Annotated in this window: 22 protein-coding genes and 2 tRNA genes; 13 read left to right on the top strand and 11 right to left on the bottom strand. The window is 50.0% G+C overall.

The window, feature by feature from the left end:
* Positions 1 to 6 precede the first annotated feature (6 nt).
* A complete protein-coding gene (locus tag WJU22_RS23550) occupies positions 7 to 894 on the top strand; it encodes a fructosamine kinase family protein (protein ID WP_341840621.1) in 888 nt (295 codons plus the stop codon).
* Here WJU22_RS23550 and WJU22_RS23555 read toward each other — a convergent pair.
* Positions 891 to 3,326 (bottom strand): PAS domain S-box protein, encoded by a 2,436-nt coding sequence (locus tag WJU22_RS23555; RefSeq protein ID WP_341840622.1) that lies wholly within the window; start codon positions 3,324 to 3,326, stop codon positions 891 to 893. The genes WJU22_RS23550 and WJU22_RS23555 overlap by 4 nt on opposite strands.
* A 232-nt stretch (positions 3,327 to 3,558) precedes the next feature.
* Between WJU22_RS23555 and WJU22_RS23560 the strand changes: the two genes are divergently transcribed.
* The 3 genes from WJU22_RS23560 to plsX all read left to right on the top strand — a co-directional run bounded on the left by WJU22_RS23560 (position 3,559) and on the right by plsX (position 5,324).
* Positions 3,559 to 4,098: a DUF177 domain-containing protein gene (locus WJU22_RS23560; protein WP_341840623.1), complete on the top strand. Its 540-nt coding sequence runs from the start codon at positions 3,559 to 3,561 to the stop codon at positions 4,096 to 4,098.
* Between the two features lie 33 nt (positions 4,099 to 4,131).
* Positions 4,132 to 4,326 (top strand): 50S ribosomal protein L32, encoded by a 195-nt coding sequence (gene rpmF, locus WJU22_RS23565; RefSeq protein ID WP_109698752.1) that lies wholly within the window; start codon positions 4,132 to 4,134, stop codon positions 4,324 to 4,326.
* Positions 4,327 to 4,394: 68 nt separating this feature from the next.
* Complete coding sequence (gene plsX / locus WJU22_RS23570) at positions 4,395 to 5,324, top strand: phosphate acyltransferase PlsX (RefSeq protein WP_341843791.1); 930 nt, start codon at positions 4,395 to 4,397, stop codon at positions 5,322 to 5,324.
* Positions 5,325 to 5,405: 81 nt separating this feature from the next.
* On the opposite strand, the gene WJU22_RS23575 is transcribed toward plsX, so the two are convergent.
* From WJU22_RS23575 to mazG, 3 genes are read right to left on the bottom strand one after another with little or no spacing between them, the layout of a single operon-like run.
* Entirely contained in the window at positions 5,406 to 5,933 is a 528-nt protein-coding gene (locus tag WJU22_RS23575; protein ID WP_341840624.1) for a hypothetical protein, read from the bottom strand.
* A gap of 50 nt (positions 5,934 to 5,983) precedes the next feature.
* Positions 5,984 to 9,754, bottom strand: coding sequence for a HAMP domain-containing sensor histidine kinase (locus WJU22_RS23580; RefSeq protein WP_341840625.1), 3,771 nt, complete (start codon positions 9,752 to 9,754; stop codon positions 5,984 to 5,986).
* Positions 9,755 to 9,759: 5 nt separating this feature from the next.
* A complete protein-coding gene (gene mazG, locus WJU22_RS23585; protein WP_341840626.1) occupies positions 9,760 to 10,485 on the bottom strand; it encodes a nucleoside triphosphate pyrophosphohydrolase in 726 nt (241 codons plus the stop codon).
* A gap of 197 nt (positions 10,486 to 10,682) precedes the next feature.
* Here mazG and WJU22_RS23590 point away from each other — a divergent pair, with 197 nt between their 5' ends.
* A complete protein-coding gene (locus tag WJU22_RS23590; RefSeq protein ID WP_341840627.1) occupies positions 10,683 to 12,926 on the top strand; it encodes a Tex family protein in 2,244 nt (747 codons plus the stop codon).
* A gap of 46 nt (positions 12,927 to 12,972) precedes the next feature.
* Here the strand turns inward: WJU22_RS23590 and WJU22_RS23595 are convergent, their stop codons facing one another.
* The 5 genes from WJU22_RS23595 to WJU22_RS23615 all read right to left on the bottom strand — a co-directional run bounded on the left by WJU22_RS23595 (position 12,973) and on the right by WJU22_RS23615 (position 17,046).
* Entirely contained in the window at positions 12,973 to 13,488 is a 516-nt protein-coding gene (locus tag WJU22_RS23595) for a hypothetical protein (protein WP_341840628.1), read from the bottom strand.
* A 10-nt stretch (positions 13,489 to 13,498) separates the two neighbouring features.
* Positions 13,499 to 14,128, bottom strand: a complete 630-nt coding sequence (gene can / locus WJU22_RS23600; protein ID WP_341840629.1) for a carbonate dehydratase — start codon at positions 14,126 to 14,128, stop codon at positions 13,499 to 13,501.
* 22 nt (positions 14,129 to 14,150) lie between these two features.
* On the bottom strand, positions 14,151 to 14,930 hold the full coding sequence (locus tag WJU22_RS23605) for an enoyl-CoA hydratase-related protein (RefSeq protein WP_341840630.1): 780 nt from the start codon (positions 14,928 to 14,930) through the stop codon (positions 14,151 to 14,153).
* 21 nt (positions 14,931 to 14,951) lie between these two features.
* Complete coding sequence (locus WJU22_RS23610) at positions 14,952 to 15,965, bottom strand: DUF3667 domain-containing protein (RefSeq protein ID WP_341840631.1); 1,014 nt, start codon at positions 15,963 to 15,965, stop codon at positions 14,952 to 14,954.
* 76 nt (positions 15,966 to 16,041) lie between these two features.
* Positions 16,042 to 17,046: a DUF3667 domain-containing protein gene (locus WJU22_RS23615; RefSeq protein WP_341840632.1), complete on the bottom strand. Its 1,005-nt coding sequence runs from the start codon at positions 17,044 to 17,046 to the stop codon at positions 16,042 to 16,044.
* Positions 17,047 to 17,164: 118 nt separating this feature from the next.
* Here WJU22_RS23615 and WJU22_RS23620 point away from each other — a divergent pair, with 118 nt between their 5' ends.
* The 7 genes from WJU22_RS23620 (at position 17,165) to WJU22_RS23645 (ending at position 23,595) form a co-directional block, all read left to right on the top strand.
* Positions 17,165 to 17,995 carry a hypothetical protein gene (locus tag WJU22_RS23620; protein ID WP_341840633.1) on the top strand — a complete coding sequence of 277 codons (831 nt, stop codon included), beginning with the start codon at positions 17,165 to 17,167 and terminating at the stop codon, positions 17,993 to 17,995.
* Between the two features lie 75 nt (positions 17,996 to 18,070).
* Positions 18,071 to 18,143, top strand: a tRNA-Gly gene (locus WJU22_RS23625).
* A gap of 92 nt (positions 18,144 to 18,235) precedes the next feature.
* A tRNA-Leu gene (locus WJU22_RS23630) sits at positions 18,236 to 18,321 on the top strand.
* 371 nt (positions 18,322 to 18,692) lie between these two features.
* On the top strand, positions 18,693 to 18,872 hold the full coding sequence (locus tag WJU22_RS27320; RefSeq protein WP_425165376.1) for a hypothetical protein: 180 nt from the start codon (positions 18,693 to 18,695) through the stop codon (positions 18,870 to 18,872).
* A gap of 214 nt (positions 18,873 to 19,086) precedes the next feature.
* Entirely contained in the window at positions 19,087 to 20,292 is a 1,206-nt protein-coding gene (locus WJU22_RS23635) for a hypothetical protein (protein WP_341840634.1), read from the top strand.
* The gene (locus WJU22_RS23640; protein WP_341840635.1) at positions 20,292 to 21,416 is read left to right on the top strand and encodes a hypothetical protein; all 1,125 of its coding nucleotides are present in this window, start codon (positions 20,292 to 20,294) and stop codon (positions 21,414 to 21,416) included. The genes WJU22_RS23635 and WJU22_RS23640 overlap by 1 nt, the downstream gene beginning before the upstream one ends.
* Positions 21,417 to 22,188: 772 nt before the next feature.
* The gene (locus WJU22_RS23645; RefSeq protein ID WP_341840636.1) at positions 22,189 to 23,595 is read left to right on the top strand and encodes a KAP family P-loop NTPase fold protein; all 1,407 of its coding nucleotides are present in this window, start codon (positions 22,189 to 22,191) and stop codon (positions 23,593 to 23,595) included.
* A 34-nt stretch (positions 23,596 to 23,629) separates the two neighbouring features.
* Here the strand turns inward: WJU22_RS23645 and WJU22_RS23650 are convergent, their stop codons facing one another.
* The gene (locus WJU22_RS23650; RefSeq protein ID WP_341840637.1) at positions 23,630 to 24,061 is read right to left on the bottom strand and encodes a hypothetical protein; all 432 of its coding nucleotides are present in this window, start codon (positions 24,059 to 24,061) and stop codon (positions 23,630 to 23,632) included.
* 417 nt (positions 24,062 to 24,478) lie between these two features.
* On the opposite strand from WJU22_RS23650, the gene WJU22_RS23655 reads away from it, so the two are divergent.
* The gene (locus tag WJU22_RS23655) at positions 24,479 to 25,003 is read left to right on the top strand and encodes a Crp/Fnr family transcriptional regulator (protein ID WP_341840638.1); all 525 of its coding nucleotides are present in this window, start codon (positions 24,479 to 24,481) and stop codon (positions 25,001 to 25,003) included.
* Here WJU22_RS23655 and WJU22_RS23660 read toward each other — a convergent pair.
* Positions 25,000 to 26,493 (bottom strand): hypothetical protein, encoded by a 1,494-nt coding sequence (locus WJU22_RS23660; RefSeq protein ID WP_341840639.1) that lies wholly within the window; start codon positions 26,491 to 26,493, stop codon positions 25,000 to 25,002. The genes WJU22_RS23655 and WJU22_RS23660 overlap by 4 nt on opposite strands.
* Between the last annotated feature and the right edge of the window lie 83 nt (positions 26,494 to 26,576).

Raw genomic sequence — 26,576 nt, forward strand, 5'->3', positions numbered from 1 at the left:
AGGAACATGTTAGATTTTACCATTCAACAGGAACTTGAAAAGTCCCTCACCAGGCACCTGCAACTATCCGTGAAATTACAGATAATTCACGCAGAGCGGATACACGGGGGAGACATCAACGAAACTTTTCGCATGGATACGTCGCAGGGCCGGTATTTCCTCAAGCTGAACGATGCGGTAAAACACCCTGAAATGTTTGCGCGGGAATTGTGCGGGCTGGAAGAATTGCGCCAGGCGGAAGTAATTTCCGTTCCCCGCCCCGTTTGCAGCGGCACTGTCGGCAACCGTGCTTTCCTGGTCACTGAATACGTGGAGAAAGGCGCCGCGGCGCCTGATTTCTGGGAAAATTTCGCGGCTTCGGTGGCGAGGCTCCACCAGCAGACAAGCCCCTGGTTCGGGCTGCCCGCTTCCAATTACATCGGCTCCATCAAGCAATACAACACACCATATTCCAGCTGGGCCGTTTTTTACGCCATGAACCGGCTCCTGCCGCTGGCGAAAATGGCGTACGATTCGCACCGGCTCGACAGCTCCCTCATGCAACGACTGGAAAGCGTTTGCCGCCGGCTGCCTGAGCTGTTCCCCGAAGAACCGCCCGCACTGCTGCACGGCGATCTCTGGAGCGGCAATTTCCTCGTGTCTTCCGGTGGCCGCGCCTGCATCTTCGACCCGGCCGTTTATTACGGGCACCGGGAGATGGACATGGCCATGACGCGCCTCTTCGGCGGGTTCGATACCCGTTTCTATTATACCTACCAGGCCATCCACCCGCTGGAGCAGGGCTGGCAGGAGCGGTTGCCACTTTGCCAGTTGTACCCGCTACTGGTGCATCTCAACCTTTTCGGTGGAAGTTATTATTCCGACGTGAAGGATGCGCTGGAGCATTTCAACTAGCTCTGGCCGCCACCGGCCATGTAGGCCTGCATGTTCTGCAATTCTTTTTCGATGATGGGGAAGAAACCGTTCACCTCTTCCACGATCTCGCCCAGCAAAGCGGGCAGGGTATCGAGGCTTTCGTTGTTGCGCAGGAGGTTTTCCATGGTTTCCAGCTTGGTGGTGATCCAGGTCAGCCCTACCATGGAGAAGTTAGGCTTGATCTTGTGGACCTGGAACCGGAGCGTGTCCCAATCGCCCGCATCCGCCACTTTCCTGATCTTTGTGAGTTCTTCCCGAATGGTGAGCACGTATATGTCGAACAGGTCGATGGCGTACCCGATATTGCTTTCGTAGAGCGTATTCAGGTATTTTACGTCCAGTGACGGGTTGAATTCGTATCCGCTTATATTTTGCACTTCCATAATGATTTCGGTTTCGTCTTCGTTCAGGTACTTGTTCAGCACCTGCAATAACTGGTCTGGCGTATAAGGCTTCGTCAAAATCTCCGTGATGCCGATGTTCCGCGCCATCGCCAGCGTGCTCGGCATGGCGGTGGCCGTGGTGGCGATCACGGGCGTGGCCACGTTGGGCCGCGTTTCGTCTTCCCGGATCTTGCGCGCCAGCTCAAAGCCGTCCATCCCCGGTATCCGGATGTCCATCAGCACGAGGTCGAACTGCCGCGACTCCAGGAAATACAGCGCGTCCGGGCCATTGGTGGCCAGTTGGTGGTTGATCTTGTATTTTTCGAGCAGACTGAGGATGTACTTGAGGTTCATGGGATTGTCTTCCACCACCAGCACCCTGGCCTGCCCGAAATCGATCCGGGCGTATTTGTTTTCCGCGTCCTGTCCGCCGGGCCTCACCAATGGCCGCCTGGTGTCGATGAACGGAAGCGTAAAGGTAAAACAAGTGTTGTATTCTCCTCCCTTGTCTACCGAAATGCGCCCACCCTGTAGCTCAACGAGCTGTTTGGCGATCGCCAGGCCGAGGCCGGTGCCGCCATATCGCTCGCGGATGTCTTTCTCCGCCTGTTTGTAGTTCTGGAAAATGAGCTCGAGCTTGTCTGCCTGGATGCCGATCCCCGTGTCACAAACCTGGAACCGGAGCCAGAGTGCGTTACCCTGGACGTCTTCCAACTGCACTTTGATGGCAATTTCTCCCTCTTTCGTGAATTTTTCCGCATTACCTAACAAATTCATGAGGATCTGGTTCAACAGCATGTCGTCCCCGATGAGCAGGGAGTCGATGCGCTTGTCCAGCTCCAGCGTCACCTGGATGGGCCGCTGTCCCAGTTTCATCTGGAAGGTATGTTTCATGCTCTGTACGAGCTCGCGGAGGTCGAATTCCCGGGGGTGCACTTCCTGTTTCCCGGCTTCGATCTTCGAAATGTCGAGGATGTCGGTGATGAGGCCGTGGAGGATGCCGGAGGAATGCTTGAGTATTTTGATGTATTCCTTTTGTTCGTCGTTGAGCGCCGTTTCTTCCAGGAGGTGCGCCATGCCGATGATGGCGTTGAGGGGCGTCCTGATTTCGTGGCTCATGTTGGCGAGGAATTCCTTTTGCGTCCGCTGTGCTTCCTCGGCGGCCTGTTTGGCCACTTCCAGCTCGCGCTGCAGTTGTTTCTGCGGGGTGATGTCCATATGGATGCCTACCCCGCCGATGGCTTTCCCGTCGCGGTCGTAAATGTTCCCCGAGCTGGCGATGACCCATTTGCGGGAGCCATCCTTCAGCACGATTTCCATATCATATAATAAGGCCACTTTCTTTTCGACCCGGTAGCGCCGCAGGTTGCGGGCGTATTCCCGGTTTTCTTCGGGCACAAAGATGTCTGTGATATTATAGCCGATGAGTTCCTCTTCGCTGTATCCGGAGAGCCGGCAAAAGCTGTCGTACACCTTTACGATATTGCCTTCGAGGTCGGTTTCGCAGAGGGCGGCGTTGAGGTTGTCGAGGATGACGCGGTATTTTTCGTCGACGCGGCGGAGCTCTTCATCGGCCTGCCGGTGGCGGGTAACGTCTACGATCTGCCAGATGCTGCCGGCGAAGCGGGGGCCGTCGTACACGGGGATGTAGCTGATTTCGTAGATTTTGCCGTTGCGGAAGGGGAGCTCCCACCCGAAATAGGGTTTCCGCTTCTTCCGTAACTCTTTCATTTTCAACTCAAACGCTTCCGCATCGTAGACTTGCGGCGTAAAATAGGCGATCATGCCCCGGAATGTCTGGTCGAGTTGGTTACCTTTGTACTTCCCGGCCTGGAAAACGTCCATGAACTGGTCGTTCCCCCATACGAAGCGGTGGCGTTCATCGGTGACGAGCACGCCGGCGTTGGTGCTGCGGAGGAAAACGGCGATGGAAAGTGCGAATATGGAGGGGGTCTCCCCGATGTTGGGCGGGGCAATGGTAAGTGAGTTCGGTGGCTGTTTCCGGCCTATTCTGCCTTTTTGTGACATATCATCTGGGGAATAGGGGGAACTGTAGGATTTCATAAGGCATTTGCAAAAAATGTTGATGCGCGCGCAAATGAAGTTAGTAAAATTTGACGCAACTAGCTAACTGTAAATATCTGATATTTTTATATAATTTGATATATAAAAAGGGCTTGTGCATCAACAAAAGTATGAAATTTTTGCTTTTGGAAATATTTGTTTACCTTTGCATCCCTCTAAAAGGGAGGATTTTGATATGAAGCATCTCCGCGAATTTGACATAGCATTTGTAGGTCTGACGCCCGGGGTGCATACATTCCAATATCAGATCGACGACAGTTTTTTCGAGAAGCTGGGTGCCGAGCCGGACTTTTCGAATTGTCACGCCACGGTCAACCTTCAATTGGACAAGAAAGCGGGATTTTTCCTGCTGAAGTTTGAAGTGGGGGGTAAATTGACGGTGACGTGCGACAGATGCGGACAGCCTTTCGAGCTCCAGCTCTGGGACGATTTCAACCAGGTGATCAAACTGGTGGACAACCCGGAGGAGATGAACGCAGACGAAGATCCGGACGTGACTTACATCAGCCGTACGGAAAGCCATTTGAACGTGGCCGACTTCATTTACGAGTTCATCAACCTGGCCATTCCCATGCAGCGCATCCATCCGGATGATGCCAGCGGGAAAAGCGGGTGCGATCCGAAAGTCCTCGAGATGTTGGAAAAAATGAAACAACAGGGCGATCAGCAGACCAACCCGATCTGGAAAGGATTGGAAAAGTTCAGAGATAATTAACAACTACGTATTCAATTTTAAAAATTAAATAAGATGCCGAATCCTAAACGCAGACATTCGCAACAAAGATCAGCTAAGAGAAGAACTCATTACAAGGCATTTGCTGAAACTTTAAGCACCGACAGCGCTACCGGCGAAGTGCACCTGAGACACCGTGCTCATTGGGTAGAGAACAAACTGTTCTACAAAGGAAAAGTTGTTTTGGAAAAACAAGCTGCTGCTAAATAATAATTTTTACTAATTTTACCCCCGAGCACACAGACAAAACACAGTTCATGAGAATCGGGCTTGATATGATGGGTGGCGACTATGCCCCCGCAGAAGCAGTAAAAGGAGTTAAGTTATTTTTAAGCAAAGCATCTGATGCACATCTGATGTTGATTGGTGATGAGCAGGCCTTAACACCCCTCCTCACAGAAGCAGCGTTAGACCAGTCAAGATATACCGTTGTTCATTCATCCCAGGTAATCGGGATGAATGAACATCCTACCAAGGCGCTGAAAGAAAAGCCGCATTCTTCTATCTCCATCGGCTTTCACCTCCTTCAAAACAAAAAGATTGACGCTTTCATCAGCGCCGGCAACACCGGGGCCATGATGGTAGGCGCCATTTATTCCATTAAGGTCATCGAAGGTATTCAACGGCCCACCATTTCCACCATCCTTCCCCGGGAAGACGGTTCCACCGGCCTCCTGCTGGATGTGGGCATCAACGCCGATTGCAAACCCGAGAACCTCGTTCAGTTCGCCATCCTCGGATCACTGTATTCCAAATACATCTTGGGGAAAGACAAACCGAAAGTAGGCCTCCTCAACCTCGGTGAAGAAGAAGGCAAGGGCAACCTCCTCGCGCAGGCTACCTATCCCCTCCTCAAGGAAAATTCCCTCATCAATTTCGTCGGCAACGTAGAAGGCCGCGATGTCTTTAAAAACACTGCAGACGTGATCGTTTGCGAAGGTTTCACCGGCAACGTGGTCCTGAAACTGGCGGAATCGTTCCATGACATCGCCGTAAGGCGCAATATCAAGGATGAATACCTCGACCGTTTCGATTTCGAGCAATATGGCGGTACGCCCGTTCTCGGTGTGTCCGAGCCCGTTATCATCGGTCACGGCATTTCCGGTGAGCGCGCTTTCTCCAACATGATCGTGCTCGCAGAACAAATGATCCAGACCAAACTGCTGGAAAAAATCCGCGAAAGCTTCGTGGTTGCTCCCGAAGCTTAGTTTACTCCTGCAACAAGACACAAAAAATATTCGAAGGGCCGCCCGATGGGTGGGCCCTTTTTGTTTTTCCGATGCCCCCGCTCACCTCCTGAACATCGGCAACGGATGTAGCGGGTGCCGCAGGAAATGCCGCAACGCCCTCCTCACCAGGAACCCATGGAAACCCAGCAACGGATATGCCTTCACCAGGGCCGCCAGCGCGGGTTTTGGGATACCGAACGTCTTCAGTTGCAGGGAAACGTCTATCCAATCCGCCCGCCTGAAAATCTCGACGGAAGGCCAGCGGACAGTTTGATACCGGCTCACTTTGTGGTGCCAGAGGATCATGGCTTCCACTTCATCCGCCAACGCCCCCAGCCCGCGTTCCAGCAAATAACTGCGGCTCTCCCGCACCGAAGGCGGCAGGTAGTCGAACGTACCGGCCGTCCAGATACCGATGTCGTGGAACGCCGCAGCGATAGCGTATTGCCGTTCCCTGGCGGGATCGGCGTCCAGCAGGCGGCACGCCAGGTACACCCGGTGCGCATGGTTGCGGTAACGGTCGTAATCCTTGCCCAACCGGGCGCGGTAAACTCCCAAAATTTCTTCTATCAGGGGATGTGGGCGCATACTGCAAGGTAAACCCGTTCCCTGCATGGAATGTTGTACCGATGCGGGAATTATGCGTACGGAAGGTTTAGCTGGTCGGCCACCAAAGGCAGCCTTACGAAGAAAGTGGTACCCATGCCCGGGGAAGTCTTAAACCATATCTCGCCCCCCGCCTGCTCCACGATGTTCTTGCTCATGGCCAATCCCAGCCCCGTGCCCGAAGATTTGGTCGTGAAGTTGGGCACGAAGATCTTCTCCTGCGCTTCCGTCGTGATGCCGGCACCGTTGTCGATCACTTCCACCACCACCCAATGCGGCCCTTCCTCCTTCATGCTGATGGCTACATGGCCCTCCTGCCCTTCCGGGATGGCCTGGATGGCGTTTTGGAGGAGGTTCGTAAATACGCGGTTGATCTGCGTTTTATCGGCGTCGATGAGGTAAGGTTTATCCTGCCGGCCGAAGTAAATATGGCATTCCGGGCTGCTCATGTACAGCGATGTGAGCGATTGCAGCACTTCGCTGAGCGAGAACACTTCGTTGTTTACTTTCGTGATATGGGCGAACGCCGCGAAGTCGGACGCGATGTTGCTCAGGTGCTCGATCTGTTCCACCAGCGTGTTGGCGACGTTCCGCGAAAGCGCCTTTACATCGGGCGAATCGTTGGCGATGGCGCGTTGCAGGTACTGGATGCTGAGCTTCATGGGCGTGAGCGGGTTCTTGATCTCGTGGGCCACCTGCCTGGCCATTTCGCGCCAGGCGCCCTCCCGCTCGCTTTTGGCCAGCATGGCGGCGCTCACTTCCAGCTTCTGCACCATCTTGTTGTATTCGTTCACCAGCAGCCCGATCTCGTCGTTGTTATCCCAGCTGATGGCTTCGTTATGCTGGCCGAGGTTCACGCTGCGGAGTTTTTCGGTGATGAGGGAGAAGGATTTGGTGATGGTATTGGAGATCAGCAGCACGAGGATGCCCGCCATCAAAAAGATAAATGCATTGATCGTGATCAGCGCCACCAGGAAAGTGGAGATCTGCTGCCGCAATTCGTTTTCCGTGGCGAAGTAGGGCACATTCAGGTACGCGAACACTTCTCCCTGGCTCCGCATGGGTACATAGCTGCTGATGTATCGCATCCGCCCTATCTTTTCCTCCTGGATGAACTGTATCCGGCTGCGCTGCGCGAGCTCGTAATACGCCATGGGATTGATTCCCGGGCTCAACAACCCCTTTTCGATCATCAACGGCTGCGTAGTGAGCTGGAGCCGCCCGCCGGTATCGTAAATATTGATGTCTACATTATGCTCCCGCGCAATATCGCCCACGGCCACCGATAACCGGGAGGAGAAAATGGAATCGTAGATCATGCCCATTTCGTCGAACTGACGATGGTTGTAAAACACTTCCTCCATGTCTTTCCCGATGCTCTGCACCGTTTCACTGAGCTTCTGCGCGTTCTCCGCCCGGTACCGGTTGATGAAGAACAGGATGGTGGCGAGCCCCAGCGCCAGGAACGAAAACGCCACGGCGAAGATGATCGTGGTCTGCACTTTGGTACGGATGCTGAAATTGAGCATCGTCCTGAGGCTGGCAACCTGCAGCCGCGCCCGCACCAGCAAATCCACCAGGCTGTAAATCGCGATGATCAGCAAAAAGAGGCAGAACATATAAGCGAACAGCGTGATGAATTCCAGGAAGATCCGGGTTTTCTTCACCACCATCACCAGCTTGTCTTTCGACGCTTTATAATACAGCAGCGAGTACCCGCCGTCATCCTCATACACCACATCCGTGACAGGCGTTTCCGCCGCACCGAGTCGGGTCTTGAACGGGAAACTACCGTGATTGGTGACCAGCAGCATCTTGTCGTACACCGCCCAGGAATACTGGTCGGTATTCTCCTGCCCGTCGAGCCGGTTACCGTCGATGAGCAGTTCTGGGTACAGCCTGTCTTGCTGCGCGATCTCGGGCTCCGAGCGGACTTCAAAGAAAAGATATCCCATCGGCCCTTCTCCCCCGATATATTCCTTCTTCCCGATGTAGCTGTAATCGCGGAAGCTGCGCTCGTCGTAGTAAAGGTCTTCTCCCAACACATGCGAAAGGGTGTTGCCCATGATGCGGTTCTGCAGATCGTTGAACGGCACGCCTTCGTTGTTGTAGAGGATTTCGCCTTCGGCGTCGTAGGTATAGAAAAGAACGTTGAAGCGGTTTAAATACCGTGCGAAGTATTTCTCGCGCAGCAAGGCATCGAGCTTGCGGCGGCCTTCGCGGGTGGGCTGGCGGAAAAACGCCTGTGCATCGGGGTCCCGGGCGAGCCGGTCGCCCGCGTCGTTGAGCAGCGTTTCCATATACGGATCGCGCTGTTTGGACAGGTTTTCGGCGACGCGCATGCGCGTGCCCAGTTCTTTCTGGTTGTTGTAATAAACGAGCACTGCCGATGTGGTGACGGTCATCATGAGCATCCACATAATGAACGGCAGCGATGCGGAAGCGTTGCTGAAGCGGTTCTCCAGCCAGTCGAGGATGGCCACGTAAGCCAGGAGCCAGAGCATCAGCACCACCGACGCGCTGAAATCGGGCAGGTTGTAGCGGAACGCGAGCCAGATGAGGCCCACCAGCGCCAGGGAAATGTATTTCGTTTTATACTGGAAATCGGTGAGCTGGTTGAGCAGATAGTTGACGATCTGGGAGAAGAACAGGAAGCTGATGGCGATGAAACCGAGGCTCATGCTGCCGATCACGCTGTATTCGTTGAGGGAGAAAAAGTTGGTTACGTCGTACGAAATCTTGGAGTCGATCACGAGGCTTCGGATGAGATCGAGGAGGAATTGCCCGGCGATGAACATGCCCAGGCCCGCGGCGCCGATGATCACCCATCCCTGCCACTTTTTCCGCAGCACGGGCGGGTGGATGGTACGCACATGCTGGCGGAAGAACAGGATGAGCCAGAACGTGAACAATACGTTGAGGGAAAGGTCGCCCAGGGATTTGAACACATCGTCTTTCGCGTAGATCGTGGGCTGGAAGAGGTTCAGCGTGCCCAGGTCTATCGGGAAGGGATATAAATAGGTAATTACCCGGAACGACAGCACGACCACGAACAGGAAGAGGAACCCGTATATGGGCGTGAGTTTCCGCGCCATGAGGGAGGCGAAGAGATTGATGAAGATGAACACGCAGATGACGCCCAAAGTGAGCAGCAGCACGCTCGCCAGGCTGGGAGCGGCTTCCGATTTGTTGGGATCGTAATGGAGGAAGAACAGGATGTTCTTGTCCAGATCTGCCACGGGAAGCCCGGGCGGTTTGGGCTGGATGGTGTATTCCGGACCGATGGCGGGCCTTCCGTAGAAGGATGCGCCGAGGTAATCGTTGTTGATGGCGTATTCCTCTTTGACGGGGAGGAGCCCTACCAGCCATTTCCCTGCGGCCACGCGGTAATTGAGGACCACGTACCAGCCGTTGGCCATTTTGCGGAAGCTCGCCCCGGGCCGGGTGGCTTCGGGGGCGGGGGGCTCCACGGTGTTGGTGCTCCAGAAAACGAGGTGCATCCGCGTGTCAGCGGAGTCGTAGGCGAACAGGTGGTAGCTTTCGCCGTAGGTCTGTTCGAGGGTTTGGCGGCTGTAATCGCCGCGGAAGAGGCTGTTGACGATGGCCGTGTCTGTCGTCAGTTCCCGGAAATCGGTCTGCCGGCTGCGGATATCGCTTTCCAGGCTGCGCTGGACGCCGTGGGGGGAGGAATAGTAGCTCCAGTAGTTATTGAACAGGAACGCGAAAGTGAACAGCCAGGCCGCGATGATGAGCAGGTAGCCGTTCCGCAGGAAGAATAGCCGTATTTCCTTGATATCCAGCATGTCTGTTATTCGCCTTCCTTGATTTTATTCCAGAGGCCGTCCATTTCGGCGAGGTCCATATCGGTGAGTTTGCGGCCCTGAGCGCCGGCCATTTCCTCCATGCCGCGGAACCGGCGGATGAATTTCTTGTTCGTGCGCTCCAGGGCGTTTTCGGCGTCGATCCCCAGGAAGCGGCTGTAATTGACCAGGGCGAACATCAGGTCGCCGAATTCGGCTTCCATGCGGTCTTTATCGTTGGCTTCCACGGTTTCCATGAGCTCGGCGGTTTCTTCTTCCACTTTCGCCCAGACCTGTTCGCGGTTTTCCCATTCGAAGCCCACCTGGCGGGCCTTGTCTTGCAGCCGCATCGCCTTCACGAGCGCGGGCAGGCTGCGGGGAACGCCACTGAGCACGGATTCCTTCCCTTCCCGCATCTTCAGCTTTTCCCAGTTCTGCTTCACTTCGTCCTCATTTTCCACTTTCACGTCCCCGTAAATATGCGGATGGCGGGTAATGAGCTTCTCGCAAACGCCGTTGATGACGTCGGTAATGTTGAATTGCTGCTTTTCGGCACCGATTTTGGCGTAAAACACGATATGGAGGAGCAGGTCGCCCAATTCCTCCTTAATGCCTTTATAGTCTTCGTCGGTGATGGCATCGGCCAGTTCATACAGTTCTTCGATAGACAGCTGCCGCAATGTCAGCATGGTCTGCTTCCTGTCCCACGGGCATTTCTCCCGCAGGTCGTCCATAATCTGCAATAATCTGTTAAAAGCTTGGTCCGGCTGCATAATCTTAAATATGAATGTTCCGCTGCTAAGAAACGGAAAAATAATGGAAAATAAGGATTTGGGGGCTGGCGGGGGGCGGTGGTGTTAATTTCTTTTTCTTGGTTGAACAGGCAATTTCTTTAGATTTGCGGCCTTAGAAAAATCACAAAACGTAAGATATGAATCCGAAACACGTGGCGCTCATTTCTGCCGAACTGAACATTTCGATGGGGCAGGCTGAGAAAACCATGCTCCTTCTTTCAGAGGGCTCGACCGTTCCCTTCATCAGCCGTTACCGGAAAGAGCAGACGGGCAGTCTGGACGAGGTGCAGATCGGAAAGATAGAAGATCTTGGCAAACGCTACCAGGAAGTGGACGACCGCCGGGCTACCATTCTCAAAACCATCGCCGAGCAGGGCAAACTGACGCCGGAACTGGAACAGAAGATCAATGCCACCTGGATGCTCGCGGAGCTGGAAGACATCTATCTCCCCTATAAACCCAAACGCAAGACCCGCGCCACCCAGGCCATCGAAAAAGGCCTGGAGCCCCTGGCGGAAATACTCCTGCTGCAGGAAAACGGCGACACCGACGAAGCCGCCAAAGCCTTCCTCAACGAGCAGGTAGCCAGCACGGAAGAGGCGCTCAAGGGCGCGCGGGATATCATCGCCGAAAGGATCAACGAAAACGCAGAGCTGCGCGACAAACTCCGCAAGCTCTTCACCCATACTGCCAAGTTCAGCTCCAAAGTGATCGAAGGCAAGGAAACGGAGGGCGTGAAATACAAGGACTACTTCGAGTTCAACGAAGAACTGACCTCCATCCCCTCCCACCGTGTGCTCGCCATCCTCCGCGCCGAGGCCGAAGGCATCCTGTTCGGCAACATCGCGCCGGATGAGGAAGAGGCCAAAGGCATCGTGCACAAACAGTTCGTGACCGGCAACGGCCCTGCTTCGCAGCAGGTAGCCAAAGCGGCAGACGATGCGTACAAACGCCTCCTCCGCCCCTCGCTGGAAAACGAATCCCGCTCCGGCGCCAAGGAAAAGGCCGATACGGAAGCGATCGAAGTGTTCGCCGAGAACCTCCGCCAGCTGCTCCTCGCCGCGCCGCTCGGCCCCAAAGCCGTGATCGCCGTAGACCCGGGGTACCGCACCGGCTGCAAAACCGTAGCGCTCGACAACCAGGGCAACCTCCTCGATAACGACGTCATCTTCCCCCTCGAGAAAAACTACAAATCCGAAGCGGCCGAACAGCTGCTGAAGAGCTGGGTGAAGAAATACGACGCCGCCGCCATCGCCGTAGGCAATGGTACCGCAGGCCGCGAAACCGAAGAATTCATCAAGAAAATCGATTTCGGCAAGAAGGTGAACGTATTCATGGTGAACGAAAGCGGCGCCTCCGTGTATTCCGCTTCCGAAGTAGCCCGTGAAGAATTCCCCGACCACGACGTCACCGTTCGCGGCGCGGTATCCATCGGCCGCAGGCTCATCGATCCCCTCGCCGAACTGGTGAAGATCGACCCGAAAGCCATCGGCGTGGGGCAATACCAGCACGACGTTAACCAGAGCCACCTGAAACAAAGCCTCGACCGCGTGGTAGTGAGCTGCGTGAACAACGTGGGCGTGAACCTCAATACCGCGTCCAAACACCTGCTCGCCTATATCTCCGGCCTCGGCCCCTCCCTGGCGGAAAACATCGTGAAATACCGCAAAGAGAACGGTGCTTTCAAAAACCGCCAGGAACTGAAGAAAGTGAGCCGCCTGGGCGATAAAGCCTTCGAACAGTGCGCCGGCTTCCTCCGCATCGAAAACGGCGACAACCCGCTCGATAACTCGGCCGTTCACCCCGAACGCTACGCCCTCGTGGAAGCCATCGCCGCCAAACAGCAGTGCACCGTGGCGGACCTGATCGGGAAAGACGATCTCCGCAAAAAAATCAATGTCAAGGAATTCATCACCGAAGAAGTAGGCCAGCTGACCGTGGAAGACATCCTCAAGGAACTCGCCAAACCCAGCCGCGACCCGCGCGACGAGATCGCCATCTTCGAATACGCAGAAGGCATCAAATCGATGGACGACGTGAAGCCCGGCATGACGCTCCCCGGCGTGGTGACCAACATCACCGCCTTTGGCGCCTTCGTAGACATCGGCGTGAAACAGGACGGCCTGGTGCATATTTCGCACCTCAGCAACAAGTTCATCAGCAACCCCAACGAAGCCGTGAAACTCAACCAGAAAGTAACGGTAACGGTACTGGAGGTAGACATCGCGCGCAAACGCATCTCGCTGTCGATGAAAGACAGCAGCGCCCCCCAGCAGGGCGGTGGCGGCGGACAGCGGCGCGAGCAACGCAAACCCGCGAAGGAAGAACCGTTGAACGATTTCCAGGCTAAACTGGCAGCGCTGAAAACCAAATTCAAGTAATCAATTCGAAATAAAAAACCCGGTAACGATCGTTACCGGGCTTTTTTTATGGTTCTGATTCGAATTTCATCATCCATTGCAGCAGCTTTTCCGGGTAGGCGGAATCGCCTCTTTCCCCGTACAGCTTCACGACCTTGTTCCGCGCGATGCCGACGTAGATCACGTCTTTCTTCATATCGATGGCGATCGCGGCTTCTTCTATGGAGCAGTTATGCGGCTTGCAACCTTCGTTGAACAGCACGCCGTTTTCGACTTCGATGGGCGGGGTAGTGCCGTAGCGGACCACAAAATCCTTTTCCTCCGCTCCCAGCATGGCTTTCAGGCGTTCCTTCAACGGTTGTTTCATGAGCAGCTTTATGTCTGCCGCATATTTTCCGTTGTATTGCTCGAACGATTTCCAGGACTCCACCAGCGCGGGGATCACGGCGGTATCCGTGAGGGTGATCATCGTATCGGTGGGCGTCATGACCACGGAATCGGGCGTGTGCGACCCGCTTTCTTCCGGTTGTTGCGACTGGCAGGCTACTATAAGGGTTGCCGCCAGGAGAAATCCGTATTTCATATGCTGCGCTTTAGAGGTTGTACTCGTACAGCGGATCAATATGCGTGCCGGGGTCCATGTCGAACACGGGATTGATGAGCCCGTCTTTCAACCCATACACCCAACCGTGCAGGTAAGGCCTTTTATGTTTGTGCCACGCTTCCTGGACGGTGATCGTTTTGGCGAGGTTCATCACCTGCTCTTTCACGTTCAGTTCGATGAGGCGGTCTACCTGCTGATCGGGATCCTCCAGTGCGTCGATCTCGTCTTTATTGAAACGGTATACGTCTTTGATATGCTTCAGCCAGGGATTGATGATGCCGAGGTTCTGGTTGCCCATGGCCGCTTTTACCCCACCGCAGCCATAGTGGCCTACCACGAGGATGTGTTCCACTTCGAGCACTTTCACGGCGTATTCGAGCACGGTGAGTAGGTTCATGTCGGTATGCACGACCATATTGGCTACATTACGGTGCACGAAGATCTCACCCGGTTCGGTGTTGGTGATCCGGTCTGCCGGTACGCGGCTATCGGAACAACCGATCCAGAGGAACTTGGGGGCTTGCTGGTCTTGCAGGCGCTTGAAAAAATCCTTGTCCTGCTCTACCATCTTGGCAGCCCATTCCCGGTTGTTTTTCAGTAATTCTTCAAATGGTTGCATACTCGTTTGATTTTTTATATGGTTATTTGCCTGTGAACACGGGCTCTCTTTTTTCCATGAAAGCCTTCATGCCCTCTTTCTGGTCTTCCGACGCGAAGAGGAGGTAAAAATTCTTCCTTTCGAAATGCAGGCCTTCTTCCAGGGTGCTGTCGAACGCGCGGAGCACGGATTCCTTGGCCATTTTCACGGCCAGCGGACTTTGCTTCGCCACTTCGGCTGCGAGGCGGAAGGCTTCTTCCAGGTACAGTTCTACCGGTGCGATGCGGTTGATGAGACCGGCTTGCAGGGCTTCCGTTGCGGAGATGAACTTGCCTGTCAGCACCATTTCCATCGCCAGCGCTTTGCCAACGGCGCGGGTGAGGCGCTGTGTGCCGCCGGCGCCGGGCATCACGCCGATTTTTATTTCCGGCTGGCCGAATTTCGCCGATTCGCTGGCTACGATCATATCGCAGAGCATGGCCAGTTCGCAACCGCCTCCCAGTGCAAAGCCGCTGACGGCGGCGATGATGGGCGTGCGAACTTTCTTGATGCCGTCCCAGATGGTGAACTGGTCCACATTATACATATCGATCGCCGAGCGGCCGGCCATTTGCTTGATATCGGCCCCTGCGGCGAAGGCTTTTTCGTTGCCGCCGAGTACGATACAGCGGACATTATCGTCGGCATCCAGCAGCTGGAGCGCATCGCGCAGTTCCTGCATGAGCTGGAGGTTGAGCGCGTTCAGTTCTTTCGGCCGGTTCAGTTGCACGTACGCGATATGTGGCCGCTCCTGCGGCGAAACGATGATGAATTCGGGGGTCATTGGTGTATGATTTTGAGCTGATTATGTGATTGCTAAAATAAAGAAAAGGAATAACAATAACACGATCGCCGAGCCTAAAGCATACGCTATCAGCACACCAATAGATTTGACCAGCGCCTTACCGAAGGAAAGCTGGTAGGTGTTGCGGAGCGATAATACGAGGTAAATGAAGATGAGCAACACCAGCCATTCGTAATAAGCGAACCCGTGGAAGGGCATTCCGATCAGCATGGCGAGGATCCCCAGCATGAACACGACCGTGTGCATGTGGATGGAGAAGATGGCATGATCGCCGTAGACAAGGTCTTTCCGGCGGAAAAACCAGCTCAGCAACAGCGCGAAAAACGGCAGCAGCAGGAAGAACATTTTGGGATAGCTGTGCAGGAATTTATCCTGGATGGCATATCCGACGTTGGCGCCGTATTTGTCGCGCAACTGGAGGAACCGCATGATGGTCTTTCGTTTGACCCAGTTATCGCGTTGATCTTCCGTGAACGTGTGTTGAAGGGAATCGTACACATGGGCAGCGTTCTCCAGTGAATCCTGCCCGATGAGCGCGAGCGCATTCGCGTCCGCAAAAGCTTTCGCCGTGTCTTCCGGCGCTACTTTGCCGGAATCGAGCCTGCCGCGGATCTTTTCCGCAGTATCGACCAGGCCGCCGAAAACGGCTTTCTGGGTCGACTTTTCATGCGAATCCTCCCGGGCGTACGGATCGTGGTGGCTGGTGGTCATCGCCGCCAGCAGGAAGAATACGAATGAAGTAAAAACGTACAGGCGGATGGGGTTCACGAACATCTGCCGCTTCCCCGCGATATATTCCTTCGTTACCTTTCCGGGATAAAAGAAGAGATATTTGAGCGTGAGGAGGAGCTTGGAATCATAATGCGTGATGTCCTGGAAAAAATGGCCGGCCAGGTGCCCGAAAGACTCCTTGGTATCCACGTTTTCCTGGCCGCAATGGCCACAAAATCGGTCCGGCACTTCGTGCCCGCAATTGAGACAGGTTTTGTCCTGCCGAAGGTGTTGTGTTTTCACGTGTAAGCTGAGACAGGTTAAGGCGGGGTCAAAGATAGACAAAATGACCATTTCCTGATACCTTTCCCTTCCGCCCCTACGAAATCACGAACATCAGGACGATAAAGGCGAGCCCTACGAGCGCCGTGCCGAGCGCGTACGCCGCCACGATCCCCAACGATTTCCAGAAGGCCGTCGAAAAGCGGACCTGGTACGCGTTGCGCAACGCGAAAACGAAATACGCGTACACCGGCAGGATCATCCATGCGTACAGCGCATCGTTGTGGATGAGCAGGTTCAGCAGGATGCCGAGGATGCCGAACTGGAAAATAAAAGTGTGGAAATGGATGGAAAAGATAGCATGGCTTGCATACATCCAGCCTTTACGGGAAAAGAACCATTTCAGCAACAGCGCGAAGAATGGCAGTAGCAGGAACATGAGCTTGGGATAATGATGGACGAGCTTGTCTTCCAGCACATTATCCATATTTCCGCCGTACCGGTCCCGCATTTCGAGGACCCGGGTCTGCATCTTCCGCTCCCACCAGGGCTCGCGGAGCCGCGGCGGCAGCGATTGCTGGACGGAATCGTACAGATGGGCGGAATTGCGGACAGATTCGTCGCCCATGATGCGGAGGATCTCGGCCTGCGTGCGCACTTTGAACGTGTCTTCAGCCGGCACTTTCCCGTCTTCGAGCGACTTGAACAGCTTTTGCGACACCTGGTACATCGAGTCCAGTTTCCGCTTCTGTTCCACTTCCATAGTGCGTTCGTAGGGATTGTCGTGCTGCCCGGTGAGCCCCATCATGAGGAAGAAAACGAAGGACGTAAAAACGTAGAGCCGGATGGGGTTGACGTACGTCAACCTTTTGCCCGCCATGTATTCGCGCGTGAGCAGGCCGGGGTAGAAAAAGAGGAATTTCAGGGTGAGGAGGAATTTGGAGTCGTAGTGCGTGATATCCTGGAAAAAATGGCTGACCAGGTGCCCGAAAGACTCCTGGGTTTCCACGTTTTCCTGGCCGCAATGGCCGCAGAAACGGTCCGGCACGGGGTGGCCGCAGTTGAGGCAGGACTTTTCCTGCCGGAGGTGTTGCGTTTTCACGATAGGTTTGAAGTCAGGTTAAAGTATGTTAAATATAACCAATTTGATTTTATCTGCCCGACATACGTTTTGCAAAGCCGCGAACGTTTGTACATTTGCGAACACTGACAATCGAGATATGCGCATCCTTTCTACCATATGCCTTACCCTTGCCCTGGGCGCCGCCCGCGGGCAGCATTATTACCAGGACGTCATCAGCACGGGCCAGACAGCTGCCACCATGGCGCAGTTCAAAGCCAACAAGGTGACGGGCCAGATCGTCCGCTCGCTGGATGCCAACCAGGAAACCGACAACGATTTCATCTGCGTGCGCACCACGCAGCCCCCCTACCAGAAGCTCAAAGCCGTGACGCAGAGCCGCAACAGCGGCCGGTCGGTACTGACGAGCACCTTTGCCGGCAACGGCCGTCTGACGCGGACGGTAGACAGTACCGATAATGCCATTACCACCGTTCAATACCGCTATACGGAACAGGGGCTCCTGGCTGAAGTGGAGTCGGGCGTCCGCGGGCGGGAAGACAAGTACCGTACGCAGGAGCGCCATCGCTATGAATACGATTCTACGGGCAGGTTGCAGCGGATGGTGTTGAAGAAAGGCGGGCCCGATTCGGTGATCGTGGTGTTTAAAACGGATAGTGCAGGACGGGTAACGGAGGAGATGGAGCCCGGCCGCCAGCGCATCTATTACAACTACGATGCGGCTGGCCGTTTGACGGACGTGCTGCGCTATTATCCTTCCCGAAAAAGAATGTTGCCCGATTATACTTTCGAATATGGCGCCGATGGAAAATTGGCGGCGATGACGGTGGTGACGGTGGAGACGGGCGACTACCTTATCTGGAAATACGCGTATGATGCGAAAGGATTGCCGTTGCGTGAAGACTGCTATGGCAAAGGGTTAGAGCTGCTCGGACGGATCGCGTACAAATATGAGTTCGCAGAAAATTGAAAAAAGATTTTGCAGAATTAAAACAATTCCTATCTTTGCAATCCCAACGAAAAAAGTTCTTATAAAAATAATCAAGCGGAAGTAGCTCATTTGGTAGAGCACGACCTTGCCAAGGTCGGGGTGGCCGGTTCGAGCCCGGTCTTCCGCTCAGAAATCAGAAGTTCCAAACTGTTGCAAAGCGGTTTGGAATTTTTGTTTAAAGATATTTGTGGATGTTTCTTTACATTTACAAATAAGGATACCCGGGTGGTGGAATTGGTAGACACGCCGGACTTAAAATCCTGTTCGCTGCAAGGCGAGTACGGGTTCGACCCCCGTCCCGGGTACAGTCGGGGATAACATCCTCAAAATTTTCGGGTTGCTCTACATAGAGCAACCCGTTTTCTTTTATATTCTTGTAGTTATGTATTAGTGCGGGATTTAGTCGGGGGAGTTCTACATCGGTGTCCGTCAAATGTGATTGCAAGTTGGAACACCGCCTTTACTAACTTGCGCTTACCCCTTACATCGCATTTATCATAAACAGCCTTTAGATTAGTGAGAAGCGGAGCTGCTTCATTTACCTGCTCTATTTTATTGTCGTTGTATTGTTTTAGGATTTCGATCTGCGTCTCCAGATCTGTTTGCTGGTAGGATAGTTTGTCGAACCATTTCTTATAAGTAATCGGTTCTATTTCATCAAAACCTGAAGAAACTATTGGAGAAACACGGTAAAACCCCGGAGGTAGTTGCAGCGCATGACAATATAGAAACCAAGCAGGTGTATAGGGTTTTAAATGGAGAACATAGCTCGACAATCTCAGTAATCTATGCTTTCGCCAAAGGATTAGGGGTAAAGCCAATGGAGCTTTTTGATATTGAATACCAGGAGATTTAATTGCGTAAGGAATAGTGAGTAACCTCAAAATCGACTTTGTCACACAATGTTACTTCCCATTTACCCGCAAACATATTTGCGAAACTGCCGACTTCGGAGGCAGTTGGACAAGTTCGTTGTGTAACAACGATACAACTTGCAACAGTATTTAAATGCCATTTTTAATAAGATTCTTAATTTTTTTATTCTAAATTAGAATAAATAAGAACACCCAATGAATATCAAAGTTTTATCTCGAATTCTGGATCAAAAAATTAATGCCCTAAATGTACTAGTGGAAATAAGAATTAAGGATTACTTGTCAATTGCATCCCAAATAATACACAATAACGAACTTCAAAGAAAAAAAGTGAGATCGTCAAAGTCGGTTTATTCCCTACTTAGAAATGACTTAAAACAAGGCTGTACAATTCCACCTGTTTTTCTTGCTGTAAGAAAAGAAGCAGTAGGGACAAAAGGGAAAGTTAGTAAGCTGGAAACAACTACCGATTCAGAAATTATAAAGTATATAGAGGAAAAGAAGCTTCTAATCCTTGATGGTCTTCAAAGGACTTATCAGTTGATTGAACTTGAACAAGAGTTAAAAAAAGATAAAGACATTGAAACACTTAGAGCGTTTTTAGAAAGAAATATTCGGGCCGAAATCTTCATTGGCATAAACAAAATTGGAATTTTATACCGAATGTTGACCCTAAATACCGGCCAAACTCCAATGTCGGTAAGACATCAAATTGAGATATTATACCAAGACTATCTTGGGGAAAATAAAATACCTGGAATCGAAATCCTTCGTGAAGTTGAAGGTGGAAGAGCACTTAAACCAGGCAAATACAAGTTTAATGAAATTGTTGACGGCTTCCAATCGTACTTGGAGAAAGACGAACTGGCTATTGACAGGGCTTCTTTGCTAGAGGATGTCAAAAGTTTAGAAAAGCTCTCTAAAGTTGGTCAAAAAAAAGATCTTTTCCAAGATTTTGTAGTTGGTTACCATAGCTTTATTGTAAAAGTTGGCCAAACTGGAAAAAATTGGGCGTTGGATGAAGATGATGAAGAATTTCATGAAAGTGTTCCTCAACCCTTTGCCACAGACATTAGTTCCATTTTCATGAGGGGACAAGTGTTAACTGGATTTGGTGCAGCCCTAGGCTCATTAGAAGACCTTAATCAAATAAAGGATTTAAGCACAATACCCACAGTCTTAAATAAGTTAAAACTTGGAGGAAACGAAGACGAAACTTTCAAATTAATTTTAATGAACTTGGAAACTATTCGGAAAAGTTCAAAGAAAATTGGGAATAGTCAACGACGATACTTCTACTTTTTCTTCAAATCTCTATTTAATAGTTCAGGAGATTCCCATTTGAATATTAAAAAGTCGATAGAAAAGGCATTCCAAAACTATAAAGTAGAATTCTTATAATGGCTTTAAGATTCTTACAAGATGATGAAACCGAATTCGAAACAAATAATATTCGGTTCAATTCTTTGCAAAAAACCTTCACCCTAAAGGGCATAAACAATAACTTTCTAGAATTCCAGTATGCGCTTGAAAAGGACAATAGATTTAACACTAACCATAAGGAGTTTTCTATTTATTTGTTCCATAAAAATGTTGCGACCAACGATATTTTTCAAATCAAGATTGATAACCAAAGATTAGGCTGGTTATTTCCTGTCCAAGCCCTCCTTTCTAATGAGCATGACTATGCCCAAGATGAACACTTCTTTCCATATAGTTTTAATGCATACCGCCTACTTCTTAGTAATGCTAGAAATCTCCCATATAAACTTTGCTCGTTTAATAACGATCCAACTATAGAAGATATTTATGGAGAAAACACTACGATATTAATACTTTACAATAAGTATATTCGCCAGCTTAAAAATGTAAACAAAATCCAATTTAACATCGAAGATTATCTTTTGTTCTTTTATAGTCATGGCTACACCCTGTTAAACGAAAACAATTTTAAAAGCCTAATCAATTATGATCAACCAGATCCAAATGTGAGAGCTTTTTCGAACACAATAGTAAATCTTAAACCAATTTCGAAAAATTTAATAGTTGATAAAATATACCTAAATAGTTTAATACAGGGTTTAATAAAATTAGAGAAACATCCACTAGTAAGATTCCACTTATTGTATTCAGTTATAGAATTGTTTATTACTCGTTTATTTGAGGCCGAATTTTCCAATACTTTAGATGCATTTAAAAATATGGAGAACTTCTATGATGCTAAAGAAAAATTAACAAAATTGGGAAATGAAAAAGAAAGAATTGCTAAAATCCTGTCTAACAAATGCCCTGGGCTTTCACCAGACTTGTTAAATGATCTTAGAGATTCATGTAACAATTTCCTTTCTTTCGTGTTTGCTCCAAAAATTTTCTCAAAGCCAACAGGCGAGGCCTTATACAAATTAAGATCCACTATTTTTCATAATTTAAGATTGGTTCCCTCGGGCTATGACAACCACCTTAATGCCGTATTAATAAAACTTGAATCTCTCATATTAGAAATTAGCATTAAGCTTAGTCTTTGATAAGGTTTCATGACCTAGCTAACTAAAATTGGCAAGTGTTCCAACAAACTCCCAATCACGGTACAAGGAGGGATTTGAACACCCTTCTGTTAAAGGCTAACAATCAAATTGTTAGCCTTTTTTTATTTTGCTGGCAATACTTCCCTCATTAGATTCTTGATTACAAGTCATTCCGAATTCAAGTAGAGTACTTATTTTACAGCCCTTTGAGTAAATTAAGGTGTTCGACTCTCCTCATCTTTTGGGATGGGAGATTCTTTGAACTCAGCTTTACTCTCTCTTTTTGTTTTTTGCTTCTGCTGGGAAGGTTCAGACTGCTGAGCTTTGTGTTTATTGATTACTGCTTACAATCATCCTAGCTATTTGATCTAGGAGATCTAGTTCTTCCTGGGTGAATTCTTCATCCTTTACTCCATCTTCCATAAAAGAAGTTTTTATATGATTATTATAAAGTACTCGTGTCTTACAATAACCTTCAAGATTCCCACATGTATTGAGAGTAGGATAATGATTTTCTCGAACAAACAATTCTCCTTAATTTAGGCACCTGTGTTTTTTCTTCCTTATATTAAAGGAAACTTAAGAACCTAAGCAATCTTAAGTTTCATCCAACTTGCTGAGATAAATAGTAATGCCATTTTACCTTCTTAACAGTTTACTGCCATCGTTGAGGTATAAAGCCGCATTTTCAGTAGAAATGTAGCTCATCGTTTCTCTGATCCACTGACTTTGGGAAAGCAAATTTGTAGAAATAATTAAATGATATAATAAAATGATCCTCAAACATAAGGATATTGAAATTCCACCGGACAATCCTTTTAAGAACTGTAAATTAAAGAGAAAGCCCTATGCTGAGACTCTAACCAATCTGGTGAGTAACTATGCAGACGGGTTTGTATTGTCTGTTAATACTCCGTGGGGCACTGGCAAAACTACCTTTATAAAGATGTGGCAGGTCTATTTGCAACAACAGCGATTTGAAACAATATATTTCAATGCATGGGAAAATGACTTTGACTCAGATCCTATGGTAGCGCTGATGTCAGAACTAAAGACCTTGGTTAAAAAAGAAACGGAAGATAATTTTGATAAACTTATCAAAAAAGCAGCTATTGTTTGTCAAAATATACTTCCTGCTCTGATAAAAACTACTGCAGAAAAATATCTTGGCGAAGGCGTAATCACTGATCTTGCAGAGAATACCACCAAAGCGGCTACTGAAATCCTAAAAGATGAGATAGCTGACTATGCTAAAAAGAAAAAAGGCCTTGCCGATTTTCGCAGGGAATTGGCGGAATACATTACTGAGTATACAAACGGTAAGCCCTTGGTGATCTTTATAGACGAGATGGACAGATGCAGGCCCAATTATGCAGTGGAACTGTTAGAAAAGGTGAAGCATTTTTTTAGTGTGCCAGGGATCGTATTTGTCTTGGCTATAGATAAAGAGCAGCTCGGAAATGCGATCAAAGGTTGCTACGGCAGTGAAAACTTCAATAGTAATGAATATCTCAGAAGGTTTATTGACCTCGAGTTTAAATTGCCAATTCCTTCAGTTGGGTTATATAGTGAATATCTGTTTGAATATTTTCGGTTTGACGAGTTTTTTGGTAAAGCAAGCCGTCAACATCAGGAATTCAAGAAGGATATGGACAACTTTAAATTTATTGCAAAATTCCTGTTTAATCATCTTGGCCTTAATTTAAGACATCAAGAGAAGGTTTTTGCCCAGGCGAGGGTTGTTTTAAGTACATTCAAATCTAATGAGTATCTCTTTCCACTAGTCTATCTTTTTTTGGTATACGCCAAAGATTGTAAACCATCTTTCTATCAGAGACTGACAGATGGCACAACAAGCCCCCAAGGTATTTTAGATTTATTAGCCGAAATCCTTCCAAGTGAATTGCAAGAGGAAGAAGAAATGGCTTTCGAGTTACTAGAGGTCCATCTTATTGTATTATACACCAACCATTATAAAGAGACAGTACGTAAATACCCAGAACTGATTGATGATACTGGAAAATTACTGATCAAACCCAGCACAGATCGTAGTGAGGAATATATAAGTTTCACAAGCCTTATTAAACAAATGAAACAACGCACTAGCAATATGAGTAACGTGTCAATTACCCACTTGTTAAAGAAAATAGATCTTTTGGATAATTTTCAAATGGAATAGTAGAATCCAAATAATTAAAAATATACTCTTCCCCTTAACCAGTTACAAGTAAAAAGTATCCAAAAATCAACACAACTGCCACAGTCGAGTAGATAGATAGCAACGAGTAAAGATTTGTGCCATTCTGAATATTACCATATTTCTCTAGCTCATTAGCACTTACTTTCGTTATCTGAGCCTGTATCCGAGCTCTCAAAAGCATGCGGTAGTCAACATATAAAAGTAAAATAGAATTCAATGTAGGGATCATAAAGCTCCAATCAGGAACGTCTTTCCGAATCGCAATCAATGCAAAATATGCAGCAATAAGTAGGTTGTTCAAACTGAATACTTTGTCATGCATCCGGTCAAAATACTTCTGGGTATCAGCAATCCCATTTTCTTCCATTCGCTCAAACCGCAAGTCCATCTCTTTAAGCTCTTGATCTGTCATTATTCCGAGGCCCTTACATTCTTCATCTGTCATGAGATAATTATGAGATTAACGTATTAAAAAATATTTCTACAGTCTCCCTCTTTTCACTGGTTATTAGGAATGATAAAATTACCGAATTTCGTGATTTTCTGTTAAAGAACAGGCTATCAAATTATTAAAATTAACATATAGTACTTTGCAACACGATTTTAGCTGTCCTTCACTAAAAATCCCCTTACCAATTTTAAATGCACCACCAGGTGTTCAAAGAATCTGCCGTCCCGGGTACCACAATAAAAACGAAAAGGCTTCCGCGAGGAGGCCTTTGTTGTTTTCCCCCACAATCACCACCTTCACATTGCCCTCCCCTTCCATCCACACCAAAAACGAAAATTTATTCATAATTTAGTTGAAACCCGACCCAATATGTATGATAAGCTATTTCCGTTGTTGAATAGCATACACCCCATGTCTACCGAACTCGAGCAGCACCTGAAGTTAATCCTCGTCACAAAAGAGGTCCCGAAAAAAACGATGTTGCTCAAACGGGGACAAGTATGCGAAAACGTTTATTTCATCGAAAGCGGCATGCTCCACTGCTTCTACGAAAAAAACAGTGAAAAAATCACGTCCTGGTTCATGAAGGAAAACGACGTGATCATCTCCGCTAAAAGTTTCTATATGCAAACCCCCAGCGAAGAATCCATCGTGGCACTGGAAGACACCCTCGTCCATGGCATCACCTACCAGCAACTGCAAGACATCTACAGCAAACACCTGGAATTTAACGTGATCGGCCGCGTCCTCACCACCAAATATTACATCCAAAGCGAAGAACGACTCTACTCCCTCCGCAAAGAACGCGCACGCGACCGGTACCTTTCATTGCTAGACACACAGCCAGACATCATCCGCCGCGCCCCGCTCAAACACGTTGCCTCCTATCTCGGCATCAACATGGAAACGCTCAGCCGCATCCGTTCCAGTATCTAATACCAGACCTGCGCGTTGTTCCGGTATGCGAATATCCGCTCCAATCGCCTGGGACCGCCCGTTTCCACCAGTCGATACAAGCCGCCCGACGGCACATTCCGGAATTCAATGACTGAATCCCGCGAACAGGTCTTTTCTGCGATTTCGTGCCAGTTATTGTCTTCCCCCAGCGAAAGCAAAGTGTATGTCGTCTGTTTGCGGACCCACTGCTCGCTGCCGGTATTCAGTTTTCCAAGAACCATCGTTTGCATCGCCAGCGAATCGGGACGGGGCTGCACCGTTCTGCCCGCGGAGTCCAGGACGAATATCCCGCCGCTGAATTTCAGCGCATCCGTGAAAGTAGCCAGGCGATAAACGATATCGCGCCCCATGTCGGGAAAAGTCACCCGGCCGTTGCGCACCGGCGCCCAATACACCGGCACCCATTCCCCGTAATCGAAAACGCAGATATACGCGGTCCCCGCGCTGGTATTGCCGATGGGCAGGGTAACATCCCCGACGGGATTATGCTCCTTCGTTACATCGATCCACTGATCGTTGCGGAGAAAATCCAGCAGAAAATCCTTCTCCTCCACATGTGGTTTGATCTGCCTGCTCCAGCTGCCGTGATTGCGGAATGTAAGCCGGAAAACCTTCGCAGCCCTGTCGAACCGCCGGCCCGGCCCCGGTGTCATTTTCCGTTCTTCGTTGTTCCAGTAAACATCGCCGGCATGGCTGCCGTTTTTGCTTCCCCAGAAAGGCACAATATCCACGGTGGCCGGGATGCCGGTGCTGCGCAATACATAAGCGTTAAAGAAGGAGCCCTTTTTACATCCGCCTTCCCCGGTCAGCAGCAACTCTTTGTAGGAAGGGTCTTCCGTGATCCGAATGCGGTCTGGGCCATACCTGAACCAGCGGGATGCAGTATTCACGATGAGGTCGTAATAAAATTCCTTGCTGCTGGTCAGGAATTTGTCGCCCGGCGACTTGCGGTTCTTTTCCTCCCACACCTTCACGAGGGAATCGGCTTTTTGCCGCAACGACGGGCGCCAGTTGTCCGGAAAATCCTGGTGGACTTTGTAAGGCAACAGGTAGTCGAAGAATACATCTTTTGGGATATCCCGGTTCCAGGGATACCTGTTCCATTCCCCCACTGCAGCATCGATCTCGCTTTCGAGGAATTCGGGACGGATGAAAGCTGCATCTTTCTCCGGGATGCTGCCCGCTTCCAGTTGCCTGTCCTGCAAAAACGACAAAAGACTTTCGACGTTGTGAAAGGAATCTATCAGGTAACGCGTGGGTTTTCCACTGGAAGCGTCTATGATCGCCGGCTGGTCCGACCACTGGCCGGGCATTTCTCTGAGCAGGTAACGCAAGGCTTCCAGCTTCAGCGAGTCTGCCGGGTTGGCCGAGTAGCGTTTTTCAAGGGAACGTACGTCCGGTGAACCGCTTCGCAGGCCGCAGGACACACACGAAAACAACAGTAGCAAACAAACAGGGAAGTATTTCATGATATGAATGTAATCGCTGCCCCGCCGTAGAAATATTGATTTTTATCAAATATTTCAACCCCTCCCCGACTCTACTTTTGCCA

Source organism: Chitinophaga caseinilytica (assembly GCF_038396765.1).
GTDB lineage: Bacteria > Bacteroidota > Bacteroidia > Chitinophagales > Chitinophagaceae > Chitinophaga > Chitinophaga caseinilytica.